This is a genomic window from Streptomyces sp. NPDC107575 (assembly GCF_055657265.1).
Genome location: NZ_JBVKBG010000016.1, coordinates 12,259 through 28,674, shown reverse-complemented (window position 1 = coordinate 28,674; position 16,416 = coordinate 12,259). Strand labels below are relative to the sequence as shown.

Below are 16,416 nucleotides of genomic sequence, written 5' to 3'. Positions count from 1 at the left end.
GGGGGCCGGGCGGGGTCGCATGCGCGGGGCGGGTTGGACAGTGCGGCGGGGAACGGGTCGTCTTCGTCGGCGGGCGGGACCGATGCGGATGCCGGAGCGGGGGCCGGGGCCGGTGGTGGTTCCGGAGGGGACGGTTCTGGAGGTACGTCGGGGGGTGCCGGGGCCGGGGCTGGTTCCGGTGGGGCGGCGTCCGGTGGGCCGTCCGGGGCCGGCTCAGGCGGCTCCGGTTCCGGTTCCGATTCCGGTGGCTCCGGGACGTCCGGATCCGGGAGCGAGGGAGGCGGTACGTCTGGTGGATCCGCTTCCGGTGACACCGGTGGAGCGGGGGCAACAGGCCGTAGCCATACGGGGGTTGGAGGGCAGGCGACCCCGAGCGGTGACGCCGGACCAGCGACTACGTCGTCCCCATCCCCGGCGCCGTCGTCCGATCGGCCGCTTACCCCGTTCGACGCGGGCTACAACGAGCAACAGTCCGCGTCCGGATCCTCCGCGAGCCCGTCGAGCACGCCGGACGCCGCGCCGTCGTCCGGAACGCCGGACGTGTCGACGGATTCGGGCACGGACGGGCAGCGCAACGGCAGCAGTGAGACGGCCACGCCCGCGCCCGCGGCGCAGTCGGACCCGTCCTCCGCGGTGCCGCACGCGCGCGTGGAGGCGGATACGCCCGCGCCGACCCCCACGCCGGACACGTCGCCGCCCACCGTGCAGGCCGATCCCTCCCAGGGCATCAACACGGCCTCGGAGAGCGCCGCCCCGGCACAGGAGGCCACCAACACCGCCGCGCAGACCCCTACGCCCGACCGCGGCAACGATCCGTCCACCGCGACGGACCCACGTACCCAGGTCCAACAACCCACGGCGACGGCGATGCCGGCGGGCACCCCCACGCCCACCGACACCTCGTCACCCACGTCCGCCTCCACTTCTGCGACGCCGGGCTCCATACCCGGCGCGGGTGCGGGCGCCCACACGGGCTCCGACTCGCCCTCGCGTACGTCGTCCAGCCCCACGTTCCACTCCCAGAGCGCCACGGCCACCGAGGCCCACGCCCCGACCCGCCCCGCACCCACGACGAACCCCACGCCGACCGGCGACCAGAACTCCACAACACCGACCCCGAACCAGACGCCGAACGTCGCACCGACCGCGACCCCGGGCCCGGTCGCGAACACCCCCACCACGCCGACCCAGGGCCCAGCACGCCAGCCCAACCCCACGACGAACCCCCGCACGGACACACCCCGTACCGAGGCCCCCCGACGCGCGACCCCCACCCCCACCAACAGGCCCGGTCCTACCAACTCCAACCCCAACACCCCGAACCAGCCCGGCTTGTCGTCCACACCGACCCCGAACCAGCCGTCGAACCAGACTCCAAGCCAGACGCCGAACTCGGCACCGAACCAGCCTGCGAACCAGGTCCCGAGCCAGTCTCCGAACCCAGCACCGAATCAACCTGCGAACCAGGTTCCGGGCCAGACCCCGAATCAACCTGCGAACCAGGTTCCGGGCCAGACCCCGAACCAGCCTGCCAACCAGGCTCCGACGCAGACGCCGGGTCAGACGCCGAGCCAGCCCGCCAACCCGACTCCAAGCCAGACGCCGCAGCACACTCCGAGCCAGACGCCGCATCAGCCTGCGAACCAGATCCCGAACCAGGTGCCGGTCCAGGTCCCGATTCAGACGCCGAACAACAACCCCGGTACCCAGCAGCCCAGTTCGAACGGACACCCCGCGCAGGAGCCCTCCGGCGCCACACCCCCCAAACAGGACCAGCCGGCGCCGCTGTCCCAGGGGCGGAGCCTCCAGCAGATCCGCGACAGTCTCAACCACTCCCCGTACGGTCTGCTGCCCCCCGACCCCGCCCACCAACAAGCCGTCGCGGACGCCGTCCCCCGCAACCCCGACGGCACCCCGCAACGCCACCCCAGCGTCTTCGGCAAGTGGGCCCGCCTCATCAACGACGGCGGTTTCGACCAGCCCGGTCGGTCCAACAACTGCCTCGACAACGCCCGCTCCGCGCTCTCCACCTGGTTCGGCAACCCCCAGGTCTCCGCACCCCGCACCCCTGACACCAACCCCGACGGAACCCCCGACCGGAACACACCCGAACGCGACTCCTACAACAACCTCGACGCTTGGGCGGGCCGACCCCAGATCTGGGCCGGCAGTGACCACCCCAGCCCCTACGCCCGCATCGCCCACCACCTACAACAGGCCGGCCCCGGCTCCGCCGCCGTCGTCGGCGTCCAGTGGCCCGGAGGCGGCGGGCACGCGTTCAACGTCTACAACGACAACGGCCAGATCGTCTGGGTCGACCACCAGACCGGTGAGATCAGCCCCAACCCCATCCACACCGGCGCCACCGACGTCCGCTACGTCCCCTTCGACCCCAACGGCCAGACGATGGACGCCCCTTGGGAGACGAAGGACGACACGGAAGCACAGTCATCGGACACGTCGGCAACGTCCGATTCCAGTTCCTCCAACGGGTCCAACTCCTCCAGTTCCTCCAACGCGTCCGACCCAGCCGACTCGTCCAGCGCATCCGACTCCGCCACGTCCAACTCTCACTCGTCGCCGTCGGTGCAGTCCCCGCAGTCGTTCGCGGCACCTCGGCCCGATCAGGGCCAGGGTGGATACGGCTCGGACCCCACGCCCTCTTACGGCGCGGCCCCTGATCAGCCCGACCAAGGGCAGCAGCAGGAACAGGACAAGCCCGAACAGCAAGAGCAGCACCAACAGGAAGAGGAATCATCGCGGCGGGACCTGGACCCCACGCGTGCCAACCGGAACGGCGGCCTTGTCGCGGAGAAGCCGGAGGACCTTCAGCAGGGCGTGGCACCCGACCCCATCCAGGCCGCCCTTCGAGAGTCCCACGACGTATATCGGACCGACCTGGATGCCGTGCACCAGACCCTGCGGGACTGGGTCGACCCGGACAAGCATCCAGAAGCCCCCCTCGCCGGGCTTCTGGAGCAGGCGGCTGAGCGTCGGAAGGCCTATGAGGAGGCGATGGAGCCGGTCGAGACGCCTCGGAGAGCCTTGCAGGACGCTCTCATCGAGGAACGGGCGATCGAGAAGCAGATCAAGGATCACGAGAAGAACGGCGAGACGGACAAAGCGGCCGCGCTGAAGGACGGAAAGCTCGTTGAGGCCGCGGAGCGCAGAGCGGCGGCCGAGCAGGCCTATGCCGAGGCCGTGGAGAATCACCGCGGCACCGAAGTCCCGCCGACCGCTTTCACCGACGCCGAGTTGAGAGCGGCTCTCGGTGAGAAGTTCGCCTCGATGAACGACGGTGAGAAGTACGCGGTGGTCGCGGCGATCGCGCGCATGAGCAATTCCTTCCATGCGGACAATGCGGTCGGAAACAGCCCGGAGCGCCCACCGGACAGCGACAGCCCTTACGAAGGCACCACCAAGGGAAGCGGTGCCAACCAGGTGCCCAATCCCGCCCAGAACGACTACGAGTCCTCCGCGGCCAGGCGACGGAACGAAGCGGCAGCGGATCTTCCTCCGAAGTACCGCTCGGACACCGAGTCGAAGAAGGCATTCGCCAATCTGCGGACCGTCTTCAACGAGTCCGTGGCCGAGGATCTGTCCGCCGTGAAGCGGCGGAAGATCCAGGACCTTCTTGAGTCCGCGCTCGAGTCCGGCACCGGGCCCGACCTGTCAGGGAAGAACTATGCGGTGGTCGAGCTGGTCGACGCGGAGGGCAACAGCACCTACGTCGTCGATTCCTCCGTCCCCGCCGGCTTGGACGCAGTCACTCCTCTGCATTCCGAATCGCACATCCTGAACTGGATCGAAACCGTCAACGGCGCCACGGGGCCCGGAGCCGACCCGAAATACGCGATCGCCGGCCTGTACACCGAGCGTGAACCTTGTGGTTCGCGGGAGCTCAACTCGGGCTACGCCGAGTGTTCCAAAACGATTGCGCAACACGAGTCCATGAACGGTGTGCCGGTGTACTACAGCACGACGTACCGGCACTCGGACAAGGAAACGAAGAACAGGATGGACGAGGAGCTGGCCGATCATCTGGCTGTCGTCGCGGAAACCTGGATCCGCGTGAGAACACAGATGGTCGGGTCGAATGGTCCAGGGGGCGCCGCCACGTAAAGCCGCATCGAGTGACGTGGAGGCAGGGGAGATTCACGTGAGGGGCGGCCGGCGCGCGATTGGTTGTCGGGTCCTGAGGCCGGGGGCGAGCAGGCACTTCGGGAATGGGACGTGAAAGTAGAGTGAGCCGCATGCGCAACGAGCCACAACAGCCCGCACATGTCGACGAGCTGCCCCCAGCGGCGGCGATCGACCTGGTTGCCGACGGCTGGCAGAAGCTCACGGGCGGAGGCGTGACCTGCATCGTGGACGCGTCCGGCCGGCACGGCGAGGAGGTACTGCTCGCCGTGCACGAGCGCGTGCCCGACAGCGTCCTCGTCGACGTGGCCGGCCGCACCGCGGACGAGGCGCTCACCAAGGTGCTGGACGCTCTCGGAGCGCGGGCCAAGGCGCCCCGTTCCTGGACCCGGCAGGTGCCGAAGAAGCCCCCGCGGCCGGTGCTCGTCTCCCACCTGGAACTGGTGGGCCACACCCGGACCAGCGGCGAACCGCAGCGTCTGCTGCGCGCCCTGGGCCGGATCGGCGGCAAGGGCCACGCCGTGGTCGTGGTCACCCGCGACACCCGCCACCTCGGCGGCGGCGACCGCCCGCTCCAGCTGACGGTACAGGCCGAGGCGCCGCGCGAAGCGCCCGTAGAGGTACGGGCGTTGGCGCAGGCGGAGGCGCGTACGGTGCCGTACGTCATCTGGCAGGAACTCGTCACGGCCATGACCGGGCGGCCTGTCGAGGTCGACGAATTGTCCCGGGTGGTCGAGCGGCACGGCGAACTCCTGCTGGCCGGGACCGAGAACCGGACGGTCTCCTTCCGGGACGAGTCCGTTGCACGCGAGCTGCGCGCACAACTCCCGCCCGAGGACCGCGCACGCACCCACCGCCACCTCTACGCCCACCTCGCGGAGTCGAGCACACAATGGGCCCATCCGGAGGGCCGCACCGGCGCCGACACCGATACGGACCTACTGGCCCGATACGCCACGACCGCCCTCGCCGCCCACGCCGGGGCCGCGGACACGGCCACCGGTGACACGGACTTCCCGCTGCTCACCGCGCTGCTGCGCGACACCCGCCTCGTCGCCCACATCCCGCCCACAGCGCTGCTGGAGGCCGCCGAAGGCGCGGGCATGGAGCAAGCGCCCGCCGGTTCCGTGCTCGCCGACGCGGTGCTGGCCCGGGACTACGCGATCCTGCCGTGCACGCAGCCGACGTGGGTGGCGTGGCTGCACCTTCAGGCGACGGTTCGTGGCGACACGGAGTTGGCGGAGGAGCTGGAGCGCAGCGGTGTCCGGTTGCCGTGGCGGGTGCGGTGGTCGCGGTGGCGGCCCCCGGCGGGCCTGCACGTGTCGTACCTCGACATCCCCGATGTCTACGACCTGCTGGAACTGCGCCTGCACGACCGCCGGGTGGTGGCTTCCCTCGCCTACCGGGGCCGGGAGCGCCATGTGACCGTGTACGACCCGCAGAGCGGCGAGGTTCTGGCCACCGGCGCCTGGCCGCGCAACCAGCCTCCCGAGGAGGCCGCACCGGGTCTGCGCTGGCCGACTCCCGGCGGCGAGGACGACCGCCCGGATGTGGACCCGGCCAGCCGGTACCTCCTCGAAGCGGGCCCGGTGACCATCGGCGACACGGTCGTACTCGGCGGCTGGGGCGGCCTGTTCGCCATCGAGCCCACGTCGAACCTGACGGCGACGAAGACGACAGCGCCACCCTTCACCCGCCTCAGCCTCAGCCTCCGCCACCGCTCCGAGGCCCTGTGCCCGTCCGTACTCACCGCCCCGGCTACCGTCCCGGCCCACGCCCCCGCGCCCGGCCCCGAGGATCTCGACACGATCTTCGAGGCCGATTCCGGGACCCTGTTCCGGGTGCGGGAGCCCCTGCTCCCCGACGGCCTCACCGACCCGGCCACCCGCGAATTCCTCACCACACTGGGCCTGCCGTCCTTCCGCGACGTACATGGTCTCGGCTTCTACGGCCTGGAACCGGACCACCGCTGGACCGACGCCGCGCAGGGCACCCACACGGGCCCGCTGCCGCCCCGCCCGGCAAATCTCCTGCGCGAGGTGGCGTGGCCCGACGGCGTCCCGCACGCTGACTACCACCACGAACCGATCACCGTCACCGGCCCGTACTACGCCATCGGCCTCTGGATGGGCGACGACGTCGTGATCGACGGCCCGACCGGGCAGATCCTCCACCTGCCCGGTGAGGACCGCGAGGACTTCCACAGGGCGGAGATCGTCGGTCGGAACCTGCACGACTTCCTCGCGCTGGTCTCCGTCTGGCTCGTCGGCGTCCAGGTGTTCACGACATCGGGTGACGAGATCGAGACCCGCGACATCGCGGACCGGGTGAAGGGCCTGCAGTCCGCGATCGATCCGCTCGGTGCGGCGGCGGGAGTCTGGGGTGTGGCGTTGACGGAGCATTAGGTGCAGCCGGTCACGGCTCAGCACTTCCAGGCGCGCCAGGTCGGGGGAGCGAACCACCAGTCATGTACGAGAGTGTCACCGCCGCGACGGCGGTCGAACGCATCGCAACCTTGCACCGTGAAGGCACCTGTCAGGTCGTCGAGTTGATGGGCTCGGCCGAGTCGGAGCGCACCGCGATCCTGTCCCGGGTACGCGACGTCGTGCCCGGTGCGGCGTGGGTCGAGGCTGCGGGGCTCGGGGCGCGGGAGCTGGCCGATCGGGTGGGTGAGGCCCTGCGGGACAGTGGTGCGGCCACCGGAGCGGGCCCCGCGGTGGTGCTGGTCGCGGGTGGCCAAGAGGTCCCCGGCGGGCGCGGAACCGGCTACCCGGACGCCGCCCTCGGCCTCCTCGACCATGAGATCGCCGCGACGGCCGAGGCCTTGGTCGTGGTCGAGGTCGGCTGGCACGACCGATGGTTCCCCTCCCGGCCGCGACTGGAGATCGAGGCACCGCGGCGTCGCCCCGACCGCAGCAGTTCCCCGGCGGAGCTGCGCGAGTGGGCCCTCCAGGCCCTCGCCCTCGCCCAGTCGTCCGCGGCCTCGGTCGAGGTATGGCGCCGGCTCTCCCGCCTGCTCAACGGCGGCGATCTCGAACTCCCCCTGGACGCCCCGGAGATCACCGTCTCGACGGACGGCCGTGTCTGGTTCGCCGATTGGTCGCGCCGGGACGAACTGCGGGCCGCGGTGGACCTGGGCCACGCCCGCCACGTCCACGCCGAGATGACGCAGTGGCTGCGCGAGCGTGTCGACCAGCGAGAGGACGGAGTGGGCCGCTACGCCGTCCTCGCGCTGGCCGCACACGCGGTACGCGGAGGGCGGTACGGCGAGTCCTTCCACGAACTGTCGGGTGACACGCGGCTGTTGGCCCGCCTCTCGCCCCACAGCCTCATCGAGGCCGACAAGACGGTACGCGCCGACCTCGACGCCGTACGGATGGATCCCGCCTACCGCGATCGCTACGCCGCCTGGTCGGCCCCCACGCCCGCCAGTCGCGCACGCGACCTCGAAACGGCCGGACTGCGCACGTTCGAGTTCGACGAATGGGCGTCCTGGCTGGCCCTGGCGGCGCGGGCGCAGGGGGACGAGGCGGCGGCGGAGGCAGTGGCCGAGGCACACCCCGACCGCCCGTGGACCGTGCGCTGGTCGCACTGGCGTCCACCGGGCGTCGTCGACCCGCGGCGGGTGTTCCCCGGCCCGGTGACCGGCCTGGAGCTCGCGCCCGACGGCTGGCACCCGCAGGGCCGGACGGCGGTCGTCGCGCGGGACGACACCCGGCCGAAGCCGCGCTACTGGGTGTTCGACGCGGCCACGGGTGAGGTACTGGCCGGGCCGTGGACGGGTTCCGTGCCGACCTTCGGGGAACGTGAGCCGTTGTGGCAGGGCGGGGGCGGTCGCTTGCGGGCGTGGGCCGCGTTCGACCCGTTCCCTGTGGAGCCGGGGCTCGTACGGGACCGGTTGAAGGTGGGGGAGCTGGTCGTGGTGGCGTCGACCGGCGGAATCTTCGCCACCGAGGCCACTGACCCGGAACGGTTCGCGGACGGTTTCCCCGGGCCGCGCACAGTGGACGAGGAAGACGAGTTCGAGGAAGACGAGATCGAGGAGGGCGAGGAGTGGGACGAAGAACTCGATGACTGTGCGGGGGACGACCTCCTCAGTACCGCCATGCCGTCCCCGACCGCGTCCGGGCTCATCGACGTGCATCCCTGCCACATCGCCCCCGGCCAGAGATACTTCGCATCGTCCCCGGAGTCGGTGTTCGGTACGCAGTCCATGACCCGCCTCTCCGAACCCCACCTGCCCGCGAGCCTGACCGCCCCCGAGGCCCGCCACACCCTGACCGTGACCGGACTGCCGACCCTGACGGCAGCCGAGATCCACCTGGGCATCGACCCGGAGGCCGAGGCCCCGCTGCCGCGCGTCCGCGACCTGCCCCTCTACGCGCTGGGCGACTGGAACGGCGGCCCCATCGCAGTGCACGCCACCACCGGCCGGGTCTACCGCCTGCCCCGCCACGCCGACTGGACCAAGTCCGACCTCCCCGACGACACCCCGCCCGGCGACGACTGGTACCCCGACTGGCACTCCGGCAAATGGAACGTCGACCACGACGCCCCCCACCTCATGGCCGAGAACCTGGACGTCTTCGTCCGCCTCGTCACCACCTGGGCGGTCATCCGCGGTCACTTCCCGATGTCGTACACGCAAGGCGAACTCTTCGGCCTGCGCGACGCGTTGGAGGACCACCTGCGTGACGTCAGCCCGCACGCCGCGCACAGCTGGTGGACCGAGGGGCTGCAGGAAGTCATCTGACGGTCGCTGGTAACCGAACGCCTGAGGGGACTTGCGTGCACCGTGAGACGCATGGACCCTCCCTCCTCGATGAGGCGGCCCCGAGCGGCGAGAAACTGCTGCGTGCCGTGCGCGGGCGGACGCCCACCGCAACGATCAGCCCCCCCCCCGGAACGGAGCCCCTTGTGCCCCTGACGATCCTGTCCGACCGCGACGCCGTCATCGCCCGCCTCCGCACGCCCACCCAGGAGTGGGTGGAGGCCTGCACCGGTGAGGCGGGGACCTTGTTTCCCGCCATCGACATCGAAGGGGGCGGGTACCGGGGGGAAGGGCGGTGCTGTCGGTTGGAGTCCCGAGCCCGCCGAGATCTTTGCCGGCGCCTACGGTCACGATGAAGAGGCCCCTGCCTCCTGCGACTGCATCGGTGTCTACGGCAGTGAGTATCACCTGATGGAGATGCCGACCGGCGAGATCTCCGTCTACGACCCCAACGGCTGGGACCACGCCGCAGGCATGGCCTCCGCCAGAGAGTTCGCCACCGTCGCGCATGCCGGAGCCGCTGTCGCGCTGCTCGCGGCCGTCGTACGGGAGATGGATCGGCTCGACGGGCTCGAGGACGACGACGAGAGCGCGGAGGCGCTGGAGGCCGCGCTCGAGGAATTCGGTGACTTCGTCGGGGCGCTGCCGGACGATGTGGGTGGCGCCCACTTCTGGGAAGCGGCCACCGGGAGCCTCACGGATCACTACGAGCCGTAGGCCCGACCGGCTCGGGATGAGCCGCCTGCCGCCCGTCGGCTAGGGTCGCGGGCATGACACGTACGGGTGGAGACGGCACTGGCCTGCAGTGGGAGGCGGACTTCTCGCGGAAGTGGGAGACCGAGCTTCCGCCGGAGGAGCGCGCGCTCGCCGAGGAGCGGGAGCGCGTCGCCGAGGCGGTGCGGCGCGAGCGGCTGCGGGGGATCGTATGCGCGGCCGTCTTCCTCGCGGCGGCCGTCGCGGCGCTCATCGGCCAGGCCGTGGGGAGCGCCGGCGCGGTCGCGATCGGTGCCAACGCCCTGGGTGTGGTCGGCGCCTGCGGCGCGCTGTGGCTCGCCGTGCGCGGCGCGGGCGGCATGGGACGTCAGGGGCTGTGGCTGATGGTCGGTTCGCTGCTGGTCATCGGGGTGGGACAGGCGCTCTGACCCGCGCCTCGGACCCGCCCGGCAGGTCCGTCCCCGCTGCTCCCACCCCCGTCACGTCATCTTGCTCATGCTGGAGATCGTGCCGCCCCCGCCCGCCGCGAAGTCGACGTCATTCTGTTCCTGGCGGATCAGCTGCTCGTTGAAGGACTCGTTCTCGGCGTGGTTCTTGGCCATCGCGCCGAGCGCGCCGCCGATGTTCGTCAGCTCCTGCGCGAGGTGCTGCATCGACTCGAACATGCCGGTCTGCAGACCCTCGTAGGCGATGCCGAACTTCTCGCCGATCTCGTCGTCGCCCCACGGTGGCATGTCCGCCTTGTCGGCGAAGCTCGTCAGGCCCTGGACGAAGCCCTCCACCTGGCCCTTCTCGGGCGCGGGGGCCTCGCCGCTGGTGGGGGCGCAGGCGTTCACCGACGCCAGACCGTTCTGCAGGGCGGCCGCCGCCTTGGCGAACGCGGCGCCCAGGTCCTGGAAGTTCGTGCCTTCGTTGGCCAGGGACGTCGTATCGGTACGGAATCCTTCGCGGGGCATGAGGTCCTCTCGGGCTGCGAACGGGTCGGACAGACGACGGACGGACAGACGGACAGGCGTACGGGCAGGCGCACGGTCAGTGGGTCAGAACAGGCCGTGCCACATCTGCTCGATGATCACCGACCACCAGTTGCCGGCATCGTCGAAGCACGTGGGGTCGAGCGCGATCAGGCGGGCCTGGAGGTCGGCGACCGCCGCCCCCGCCTCGTACGGATTCATGCCCACCATGAGCTCACGCGTGGCGGCGAGCGTGGCGAGGCAGTGCGCGAGCGCGGCCACCGACGCGTTGACGTAACGGCCGCCGCCCGTCGCCGGGTTGGCCGCCCATACGCTGCCGGCCTCCTGCTGCACCGTGATCACGTACTGGCCGTCCGTGCCGATGCGGGTGTGCGCGGCGAGGATGTCGGCGGCGGCGGGGGACAGCTCGGCCCCGAGTTCGCGCAAGTGGGTCGCCGCGTCCACGAACAGGCCACCGCGCGGCGGGTTCTCGGGCCGGTCCGCGGTGAAGAAGAAGCGGACGTCGGCGGGGAGCCCGGGGCTCGCGAGGGCGGCACGCGCGGCATCGGGGAGCGCGGCCGAGGCGAGCAGCTCCGCCCCGTAGCGCTGCACAGGAAGCCTCCCCGGGAGCTCGGTGGGCAGCACAGGCGCCGAACCCGTCGGAGCCGGCAGCGGTACACGGTGCGGACGCGGCGGCGGCGCCTGGCCCGCGAGCCGCGCCATCGACTCCACCTGCTCGGTCAGCGCCGCGACGCCCTCCGCGCGCTCCGCCGGGTCCCCGCCGTACGGATGGCTGGAGGAGAGCGCCGCGTTCGGGAAACCGGCGCGGAGCGCGTCGAGCGTGTAGCCGCCCGGCAGGGAGCTGGGACTGAGATCGGTGTGGACCGCCACCACATTGCTCGCGGGCACCTCCGCGCCACGCAGGTCCGCCCACCCCTGGTACTCCACGGGCGGCAGACCGGGACCGGAGACGCGCGTCAGGTACGTCTCCTCACCGGTGCGCGGGTCGACGTACGTGAACACGACGGTGTTGCCGGGCCCGGTGGCGGCGCGGGAGCCGCCGCCGTCCGGCTGCGCGGCCTGCCGTTCGTCCTGGTCGTGCGTGGTCACGGCTGGGTCTCCATCGGACGGGTTGGTGAACGGTCAAGAAGGCGTCGAGGCGGCCGACCCGCCCGGCACGACGCCCGCAAAGTCTAGTGCCGCCCGGTGACAGTGGGCAGGGCGAGACCTGGCGACGGCCCGCGTCAGCCGCCGGCCGTCGGTCGTCAGCCCTGCCCCACCTGCCGCCGATAAAGGCTGATCGCCGACTCCGGCGGGAAGTTCGGGACGTACATGGTCGAGCCGTCCGTCTTCGAGATGACCAGGTGGCTGCCCCCGTACGAGGGCGGCTCGGTCGGTGGGAAGGTCGCGTAGATCAGGAAGCCCAGGTCGAACTCCTGGACGTTGAGCGTCGCCGGGGTGCCGTCCGCGCACAGTGGCTGGAAGGTCGTCCGGGCGATCGCGAGTGCCTCGTCGGTGGTGCGGGGCGGCGTGCTCAACTCTCGTCTCCTTCACGTCGGTTCGGGCAAAAGCGTACGGCGCCGGGCATCGGTCCCCCGATCCCCGGCGCCGTACGATACGCGTCGCCTAGGCGGCCGCTAGTTGCTGCGCATCGGCATCCACGCCGTCTGCACCAGCTGCGCGCCGCCCTTGCGGGTGACGAGCATGCCTCGGCCCGGCGGCAGCTTCTGCGGCTTGAGCGGGCCGAAGATCTGGCCCTCGGCCGGGTCGCCGGACAGCACCAGGCCCGTCGCGCCGAGCTCCTTCATGCGCTGCATGACCGGCTCGAAGGAGGACCGTGCCGCACCGGAGGAGCTGCGCGCGATGATGATGCGCAGACCCAGGTCACGGGCGAACGGCAGGTACTCGAGCAGCGACTGGAGCGGGTTGCCGGAGCTGGTCGCCACCAGGTCGTAGTCGTCGACGATGACGAACGCGTCCGGCAGGTCGTACCAGGAGCGGTTGCGCAGCTGCTCCGGCGTGACGTCCGGACCCGGCATACGGCGGCCCATGGAGCCCGCGAGGCCGGTGACGACCTCCTGGAGCTGCGGGCCCGAGGCGCAGTACTTGTAGAGGTGCGACTCGGGCAGCTCGCTCAGGTGCGCGCGCCGGTAGTCACCGGCGACGATGAGCGCCTTGTCGGTCGCGTACCGCTCGGAGATCTGCTTGGCGATCATGCGCAGGAACGCGGACTTGCCGGACTCGGACTCTCCGTAGACGACCATCAGCGGGTCGGTCTCGAAGTCGATGAACGACGGCGACAGCGTGGTCTCGTCGACACCGATCGCGACACCCCGCTCGGGGAAGTCGTTGCCCTTGGGGACCTCGCTGATGTGCAGCTTGGTGGGCAGCATCCGCACCGGCGGGGCCGGCGGGCCCTGCCAGTGCTCGGCGACCGTCGTCACCATGTGCTCGATGGCCTGGCCGAGGGTCTCCACGTCGGACGAGGCGTCGATCCGGGGCAGCGCGCCGAGCGAGCTGAGCTTGTCGGGGGTCAGACCGCGACCGGGCATACCGAGCGGTACGGCCTCCATCTTCTTGCGGTCGAACTCCGACTCCATCGGGTCACCGAGCTTGAGCTCCACACGGTTGAGGAGCTGGTCGCGCAGGGCGGGCCTGACCTCGGTGTAGCGGCCGGAGCCGATGATCAGGTGGATACCGAAGCCGAGACCGCGGGAGGCCAGGTCGAGGATGACCGGGTCGAGCTGCTCGTAGTCGGTCTTGAAGGCCGCCCAGCCGTCGATGATCAGGAAGACGTCGCCCCACCGCTGGTCCGGGTACTGCCCGGCGGCGCGCCGGGACCGGAACGTACCGATGGAGTCGACGTTGTTGGCGCGGAAGAACTCCTCGCGCTCGTTGAGGATGCCGCGGACCTCGGCGACCGTACGGCGCACCTTCTCGGAGTCGAGGCGCGAGGCGGCCCCGCCGACGTGCGGCAGGCCCTCCATCGCGAGCATGCCGCCGCCACCGAAGTCCAGGCAGTAGAACTGCACTTCGGACGGGGTGTGGGTGAGCGCGAACGAGGACATGATCGACCGGATCAGGGTCGACTTGCCGGACTGCGGACCACCAACCACGAGACCGTGACCGGCCGAACCGGAGAAGTCCAGGTACTGGATGTCGCGGCGCTGCTCGAACGGCTTGTCCACCAGCGCCATCGGCACGACCAGCTTGCCGAGCGCCGGGTAGTCGGCGGCGTGCAGGCCACGCTCCGGCGTCGTCGACAGCGGCGGGAGCAGCGAGTCCACCGAGGGGGACTCCTCCAGCGGCGGCAGCCACACCTGGTGGGCCGGCGGGCCCTGGCCGACGATGCGCGCCACGATCACGTCGAGGACGGTGTCCGCGAGCGCGTCGTCGACCTGGTCGGGTACGACCTCGGGCTCCGGCTCGTGGATGATCTGCTCGGCGACGGGCGCCGCCGTGAACAGCACGGGCTGCCGGTGGGTACGCGAACCGCCGCCACCGGAGCCACCGGCCCGGTAGACGCCACCGACGTACGCCGCCTTGAACTGGATCATCGTCTCGGTGTCGTACTTGAGGATGCCCGAGCCGGGGACGTTCGGCAGGTGGTACGCGTCGGGGACACCGATCGCGGTACGGGACTCGGCGGCCGAGAACGTACGCAGACCGATGCGGTACGAGAGGAAGGTGTCCAGACCGCGGAGCTTGCCCTCCTCCAGGCGCTGCGAGGCGAGCAGCATGTGCACACCCATGGAACGGCCGATGCGGCCGATCTGGATGAACATCTCGATGAAGTCCGGGCGTGCGGTGAGGAGTTCGGAGAACTCGTCGAGCACCATGACGAGCGAGGGCAGCGGGTCCAGCGGGGCGCCGGCCGCGCGGGCCTTCTCGTAGTCGGTGATGTTCGCGTAGTTGCCCGCCGAGCGGAGCAGCTCCTGGCGGCGCTGGAGCTCACCGGTGATCGAGTCGCGCATGCGGTCGATCAGGGTGAGGTCGTCGGCCAGGTTGGTGATCACGGCGGCGACGTGCGGGAGTTCCGACATGCCCGCGAAGGTCGCGCCGCCCTTGAAGTCGGCGAGGATGAAGTTCAGCGTCTCCGAGGAGTGCGTCACCGTGAGGGCGAGCACGAGCGTGCGGAGCACCTCGGACTTACCGGAACCGGTGGCGCCGACGCACAGGCCGTGCGGGCCCATGCCCTCCTGCGAGGCCTCCTTGATGTCGAGCATGACCGGCTGCCCGTCGCGGTCCACACCGAGCGGCACACGCAGCCGCTCGTGCAGGGTGCGGGGCCGCCAGGTGCGCGCGACGTCGACCGAACCGGCGTCGCCGATGCCCATCAGCTCGGTGAAGTCCAGGTTGGCGAGGAGCGGTTCGTCGCCGTCCGCCGAACCGGCGCGCAGCGGCGCGAGCTGCCGCGCGAGCGCCTCGGCCTCGGTGAGCGAGAGCGTGTCGCAGACGCCGGTGTACTGGGTGCCGCCCTGCGACTCGAGCAGCAGCTCACCCGGCTGCACCTGCACGGACAGCGAGCCGCGCAGCTCCTCCACGACGCCGGGGACGACCTCGATGATCGTGACGCCCTGCAGACCCTCGGCGCCCGCGATGATCGACTCGTCGGGGATGCCGCCGCCGTCCATGACGACGACGAGGTGCGGCTGGTCGACGACCGGCGGGCCCTGCGGGTTGAACCGGCCGCGGCCCTCCAACTCGTCGGCGAGCATGGCCTCGACCTCGCCGAGGTCGTCCACGATCACGCGCTGGGAACCGGCGCCGTCGCTGCTGCTGTGCTGCACGTGCGGCAGCCACTTCGTCCACTCCCACTCGGCCATCGCGCCGGGCGAGGCGACCACGGCGACCCGCAGGTCCTCCGGGGAGTGCAGGGTGCACAGCTGGGAGATCATGGCGCGCGCGGCACCGTACGTGGTGTCCGGATCGCCGGAGACACTCACGTGGTAGAAGGAGCGCAGGGACACGGCCAACGGCAGCGCGTCCAACGTGCCGTGGGTCTCCAGGAACGACTTCATCGCGTGCGCGGTGAGCGGCTCCAGCTCGTCGAGCGGAGCGGTCTCCGGCGCCATCAGGGGAGTTGACAGCTGCTGCGGGCCGAGACCCAGACGCACCTGGGTGAAGTCCGAGTCGCTGGAGCGCCGTTCCCACACCCGGCGGCCCTCGGCGACGAGCGCCCACAGCTGCTCCGGGTTGGGGTGCAGGAAGTACTGCCCGTCCCGCTGCATGCGCGCGGTGGTCCGCACGTCACGCCGGACCTGGGTCAAGTACTTGAGGTAGTCCTGGCGTTCCTGGGCCATCTCGGCCCCGCCGCCCTGCCGGGCCTTGACCAGCTGCGCAAGTGCCATCGCGAGGGTGGAGACGATCATGACGCCACCCATGATCTTCATGATCGACTGGCCCGAGGTGAAGAAGAACGCCGAGGACGTGCCCATACCCAGCATGGGCAGCAGGCTCATCATCAGGTTCTGGTCCTCGGGCCGTGCCAGCTCCGGCGGCGGTTCGAGACGCACCTCGTCCGTCGGTACGTCGGGTGGCAACACCCGAGGCGGTCGCTTGACGATGACCACGCTCACCGCAGCACCAGTCCTTAAATCTTCAGTCGGATCAGTTGGCGCGCACGGATGCCGTGCACGTCGGGACATGTCGGACCGCCCCCGTTACTGGCGGTTCCCCCAGGCCGAAGGCAAAGAGCTCCGGCGTGCCCGGTGATCCTACTGACTCTCGTCAAGTAGCGGGGCCTGTGGGGTGAGATGGGCCCAGGGCGCTACGCTGTCGCACCGCGCGTGACGCCGTCCGGACGCCGCGCCGCCGCACCGATGCCACACCAAGTCA

The 16,416-nt window shown here is 70.8% G+C and carries 10 protein-coding genes; 5 read left to right on the top strand and 5 right to left on the bottom strand.

The window, feature by feature from the left end:
- Positions 1 to 455: 455 nt before the first annotated feature.
- Positions 456 to 1,232 carry a hypothetical protein gene (locus ACZ7L4_RS42650; RefSeq protein ID WP_472110641.1) on the bottom strand — a complete coding sequence of 259 codons (777 nt, stop codon included), beginning with the start codon at positions 1,230 to 1,232 and terminating at the stop codon, positions 456 to 458.
- 100 nt (positions 1,233 to 1,332) lie between these two features.
- On the opposite strand from ACZ7L4_RS42650, the gene ACZ7L4_RS42645 reads away from it, so the two are divergent.
- The 5 genes from ACZ7L4_RS42645 to ACZ7L4_RS42625 all read left to right on the top strand — a co-directional run bounded on the left by ACZ7L4_RS42645 (position 1,333) and on the right by ACZ7L4_RS42625 (position 10,053).
- Positions 1,333 to 4,122, top strand: a complete 2,790-nt coding sequence (locus ACZ7L4_RS42645) for a toxin glutamine deamidase domain-containing protein (RefSeq protein WP_472110639.1) — start codon at positions 1,333 to 1,335, stop codon at positions 4,120 to 4,122.
- Between the two features lie 131 nt (positions 4,123 to 4,253).
- Positions 4,254 to 6,545: an SUKH-4 family immunity protein gene (locus ACZ7L4_RS42640; RefSeq protein ID WP_472110637.1), complete on the top strand. Its 2,292-nt coding sequence runs from the start codon at positions 4,254 to 4,256 to the stop codon at positions 6,543 to 6,545.
- A 62-nt stretch (positions 6,546 to 6,607) separates the two neighbouring features.
- Positions 6,608 to 8,893, top strand: a complete 2,286-nt coding sequence (locus ACZ7L4_RS42635; protein WP_472110635.1) for an SUKH-4 family immunity protein — start codon at positions 6,608 to 6,610, stop codon at positions 8,891 to 8,893.
- A gap of 429 nt (positions 8,894 to 9,322) precedes the next feature.
- Complete coding sequence (locus tag ACZ7L4_RS42630) at positions 9,323 to 9,628, top strand: hypothetical protein (protein WP_472110634.1); 306 nt, start codon at positions 9,323 to 9,325, stop codon at positions 9,626 to 9,628.
- 53 nt (positions 9,629 to 9,681) lie between these two features.
- Complete coding sequence (locus ACZ7L4_RS42625; protein ID WP_450815225.1) at positions 9,682 to 10,053, top strand: hypothetical protein; 372 nt, start codon at positions 9,682 to 9,684, stop codon at positions 10,051 to 10,053.
- A 51-nt stretch (positions 10,054 to 10,104) separates the two neighbouring features.
- Here the strand turns inward: ACZ7L4_RS42625 and ACZ7L4_RS42620 are convergent, their stop codons facing one another.
- The 4 genes from ACZ7L4_RS42620 to eccCa form a co-directional block, all read right to left on the bottom strand.
- Positions 10,105 to 10,581 carry a hypothetical protein gene (locus ACZ7L4_RS42620; RefSeq protein ID WP_472110632.1) on the bottom strand — a complete coding sequence of 159 codons (477 nt, stop codon included), beginning with the start codon at positions 10,579 to 10,581 and terminating at the stop codon, positions 10,105 to 10,107.
- 84 nt (positions 10,582 to 10,665) lie between these two features.
- Entirely contained in the window at positions 10,666 to 11,688 is a 1,023-nt protein-coding gene (locus ACZ7L4_RS42615) for an SUKH-4 family immunity protein (RefSeq protein ID WP_472110630.1), read from the bottom strand.
- A gap of 155 nt (positions 11,689 to 11,843) precedes the next feature.
- Positions 11,844 to 12,116 carry a hypothetical protein gene (locus tag ACZ7L4_RS42610; RefSeq protein ID WP_472110628.1) on the bottom strand — a complete coding sequence of 91 codons (273 nt, stop codon included), beginning with the start codon at positions 12,114 to 12,116 and terminating at the stop codon, positions 11,844 to 11,846.
- Between the two features lie 99 nt (positions 12,117 to 12,215).
- A complete protein-coding gene (gene eccCa, locus ACZ7L4_RS42605) occupies positions 12,216 to 16,157 on the bottom strand; it encodes a type VII secretion protein EccCa (protein WP_472110626.1) in 3,942 nt (1,313 codons plus the stop codon).
- Between the last annotated feature and the right edge of the window lie 259 nt (positions 16,158 to 16,416).

Excerpts from the sequence above, each read along its gene's own strand:
- ACZ7L4_RS42620 (WP_472110632.1), bottom strand. The coding sequence starts at position 10,581 with ATGCCCCGCGAAGGATTCCGTACCGATACGACGTCCCTGGCCAACGAA.
- ACZ7L4_RS42640 (WP_472110637.1), top strand. The coding sequence starts at position 4,254 with ATGCGCAACGAGCCACAACAGCCCGCACATGTCGACGAGCTGCCCCCA.
- ACZ7L4_RS42635 (WP_472110635.1), top strand. The coding sequence starts at position 6,608 with ATGTACGAGAGTGTCACCGCCGCGACGGCGGTCGAACGCATCGCAACC.
- ACZ7L4_RS42625 (WP_450815225.1), top strand. The coding sequence starts at position 9,682 with ATGACACGTACGGGTGGAGACGGCACTGGCCTGCAGTGGGAGGCGGAC.
- ACZ7L4_RS42630 (WP_472110634.1), top strand. The coding sequence starts at position 9,323 with ATGGAGATGCCGACCGGCGAGATCTCCGTCTACGACCCCAACGGCTGG.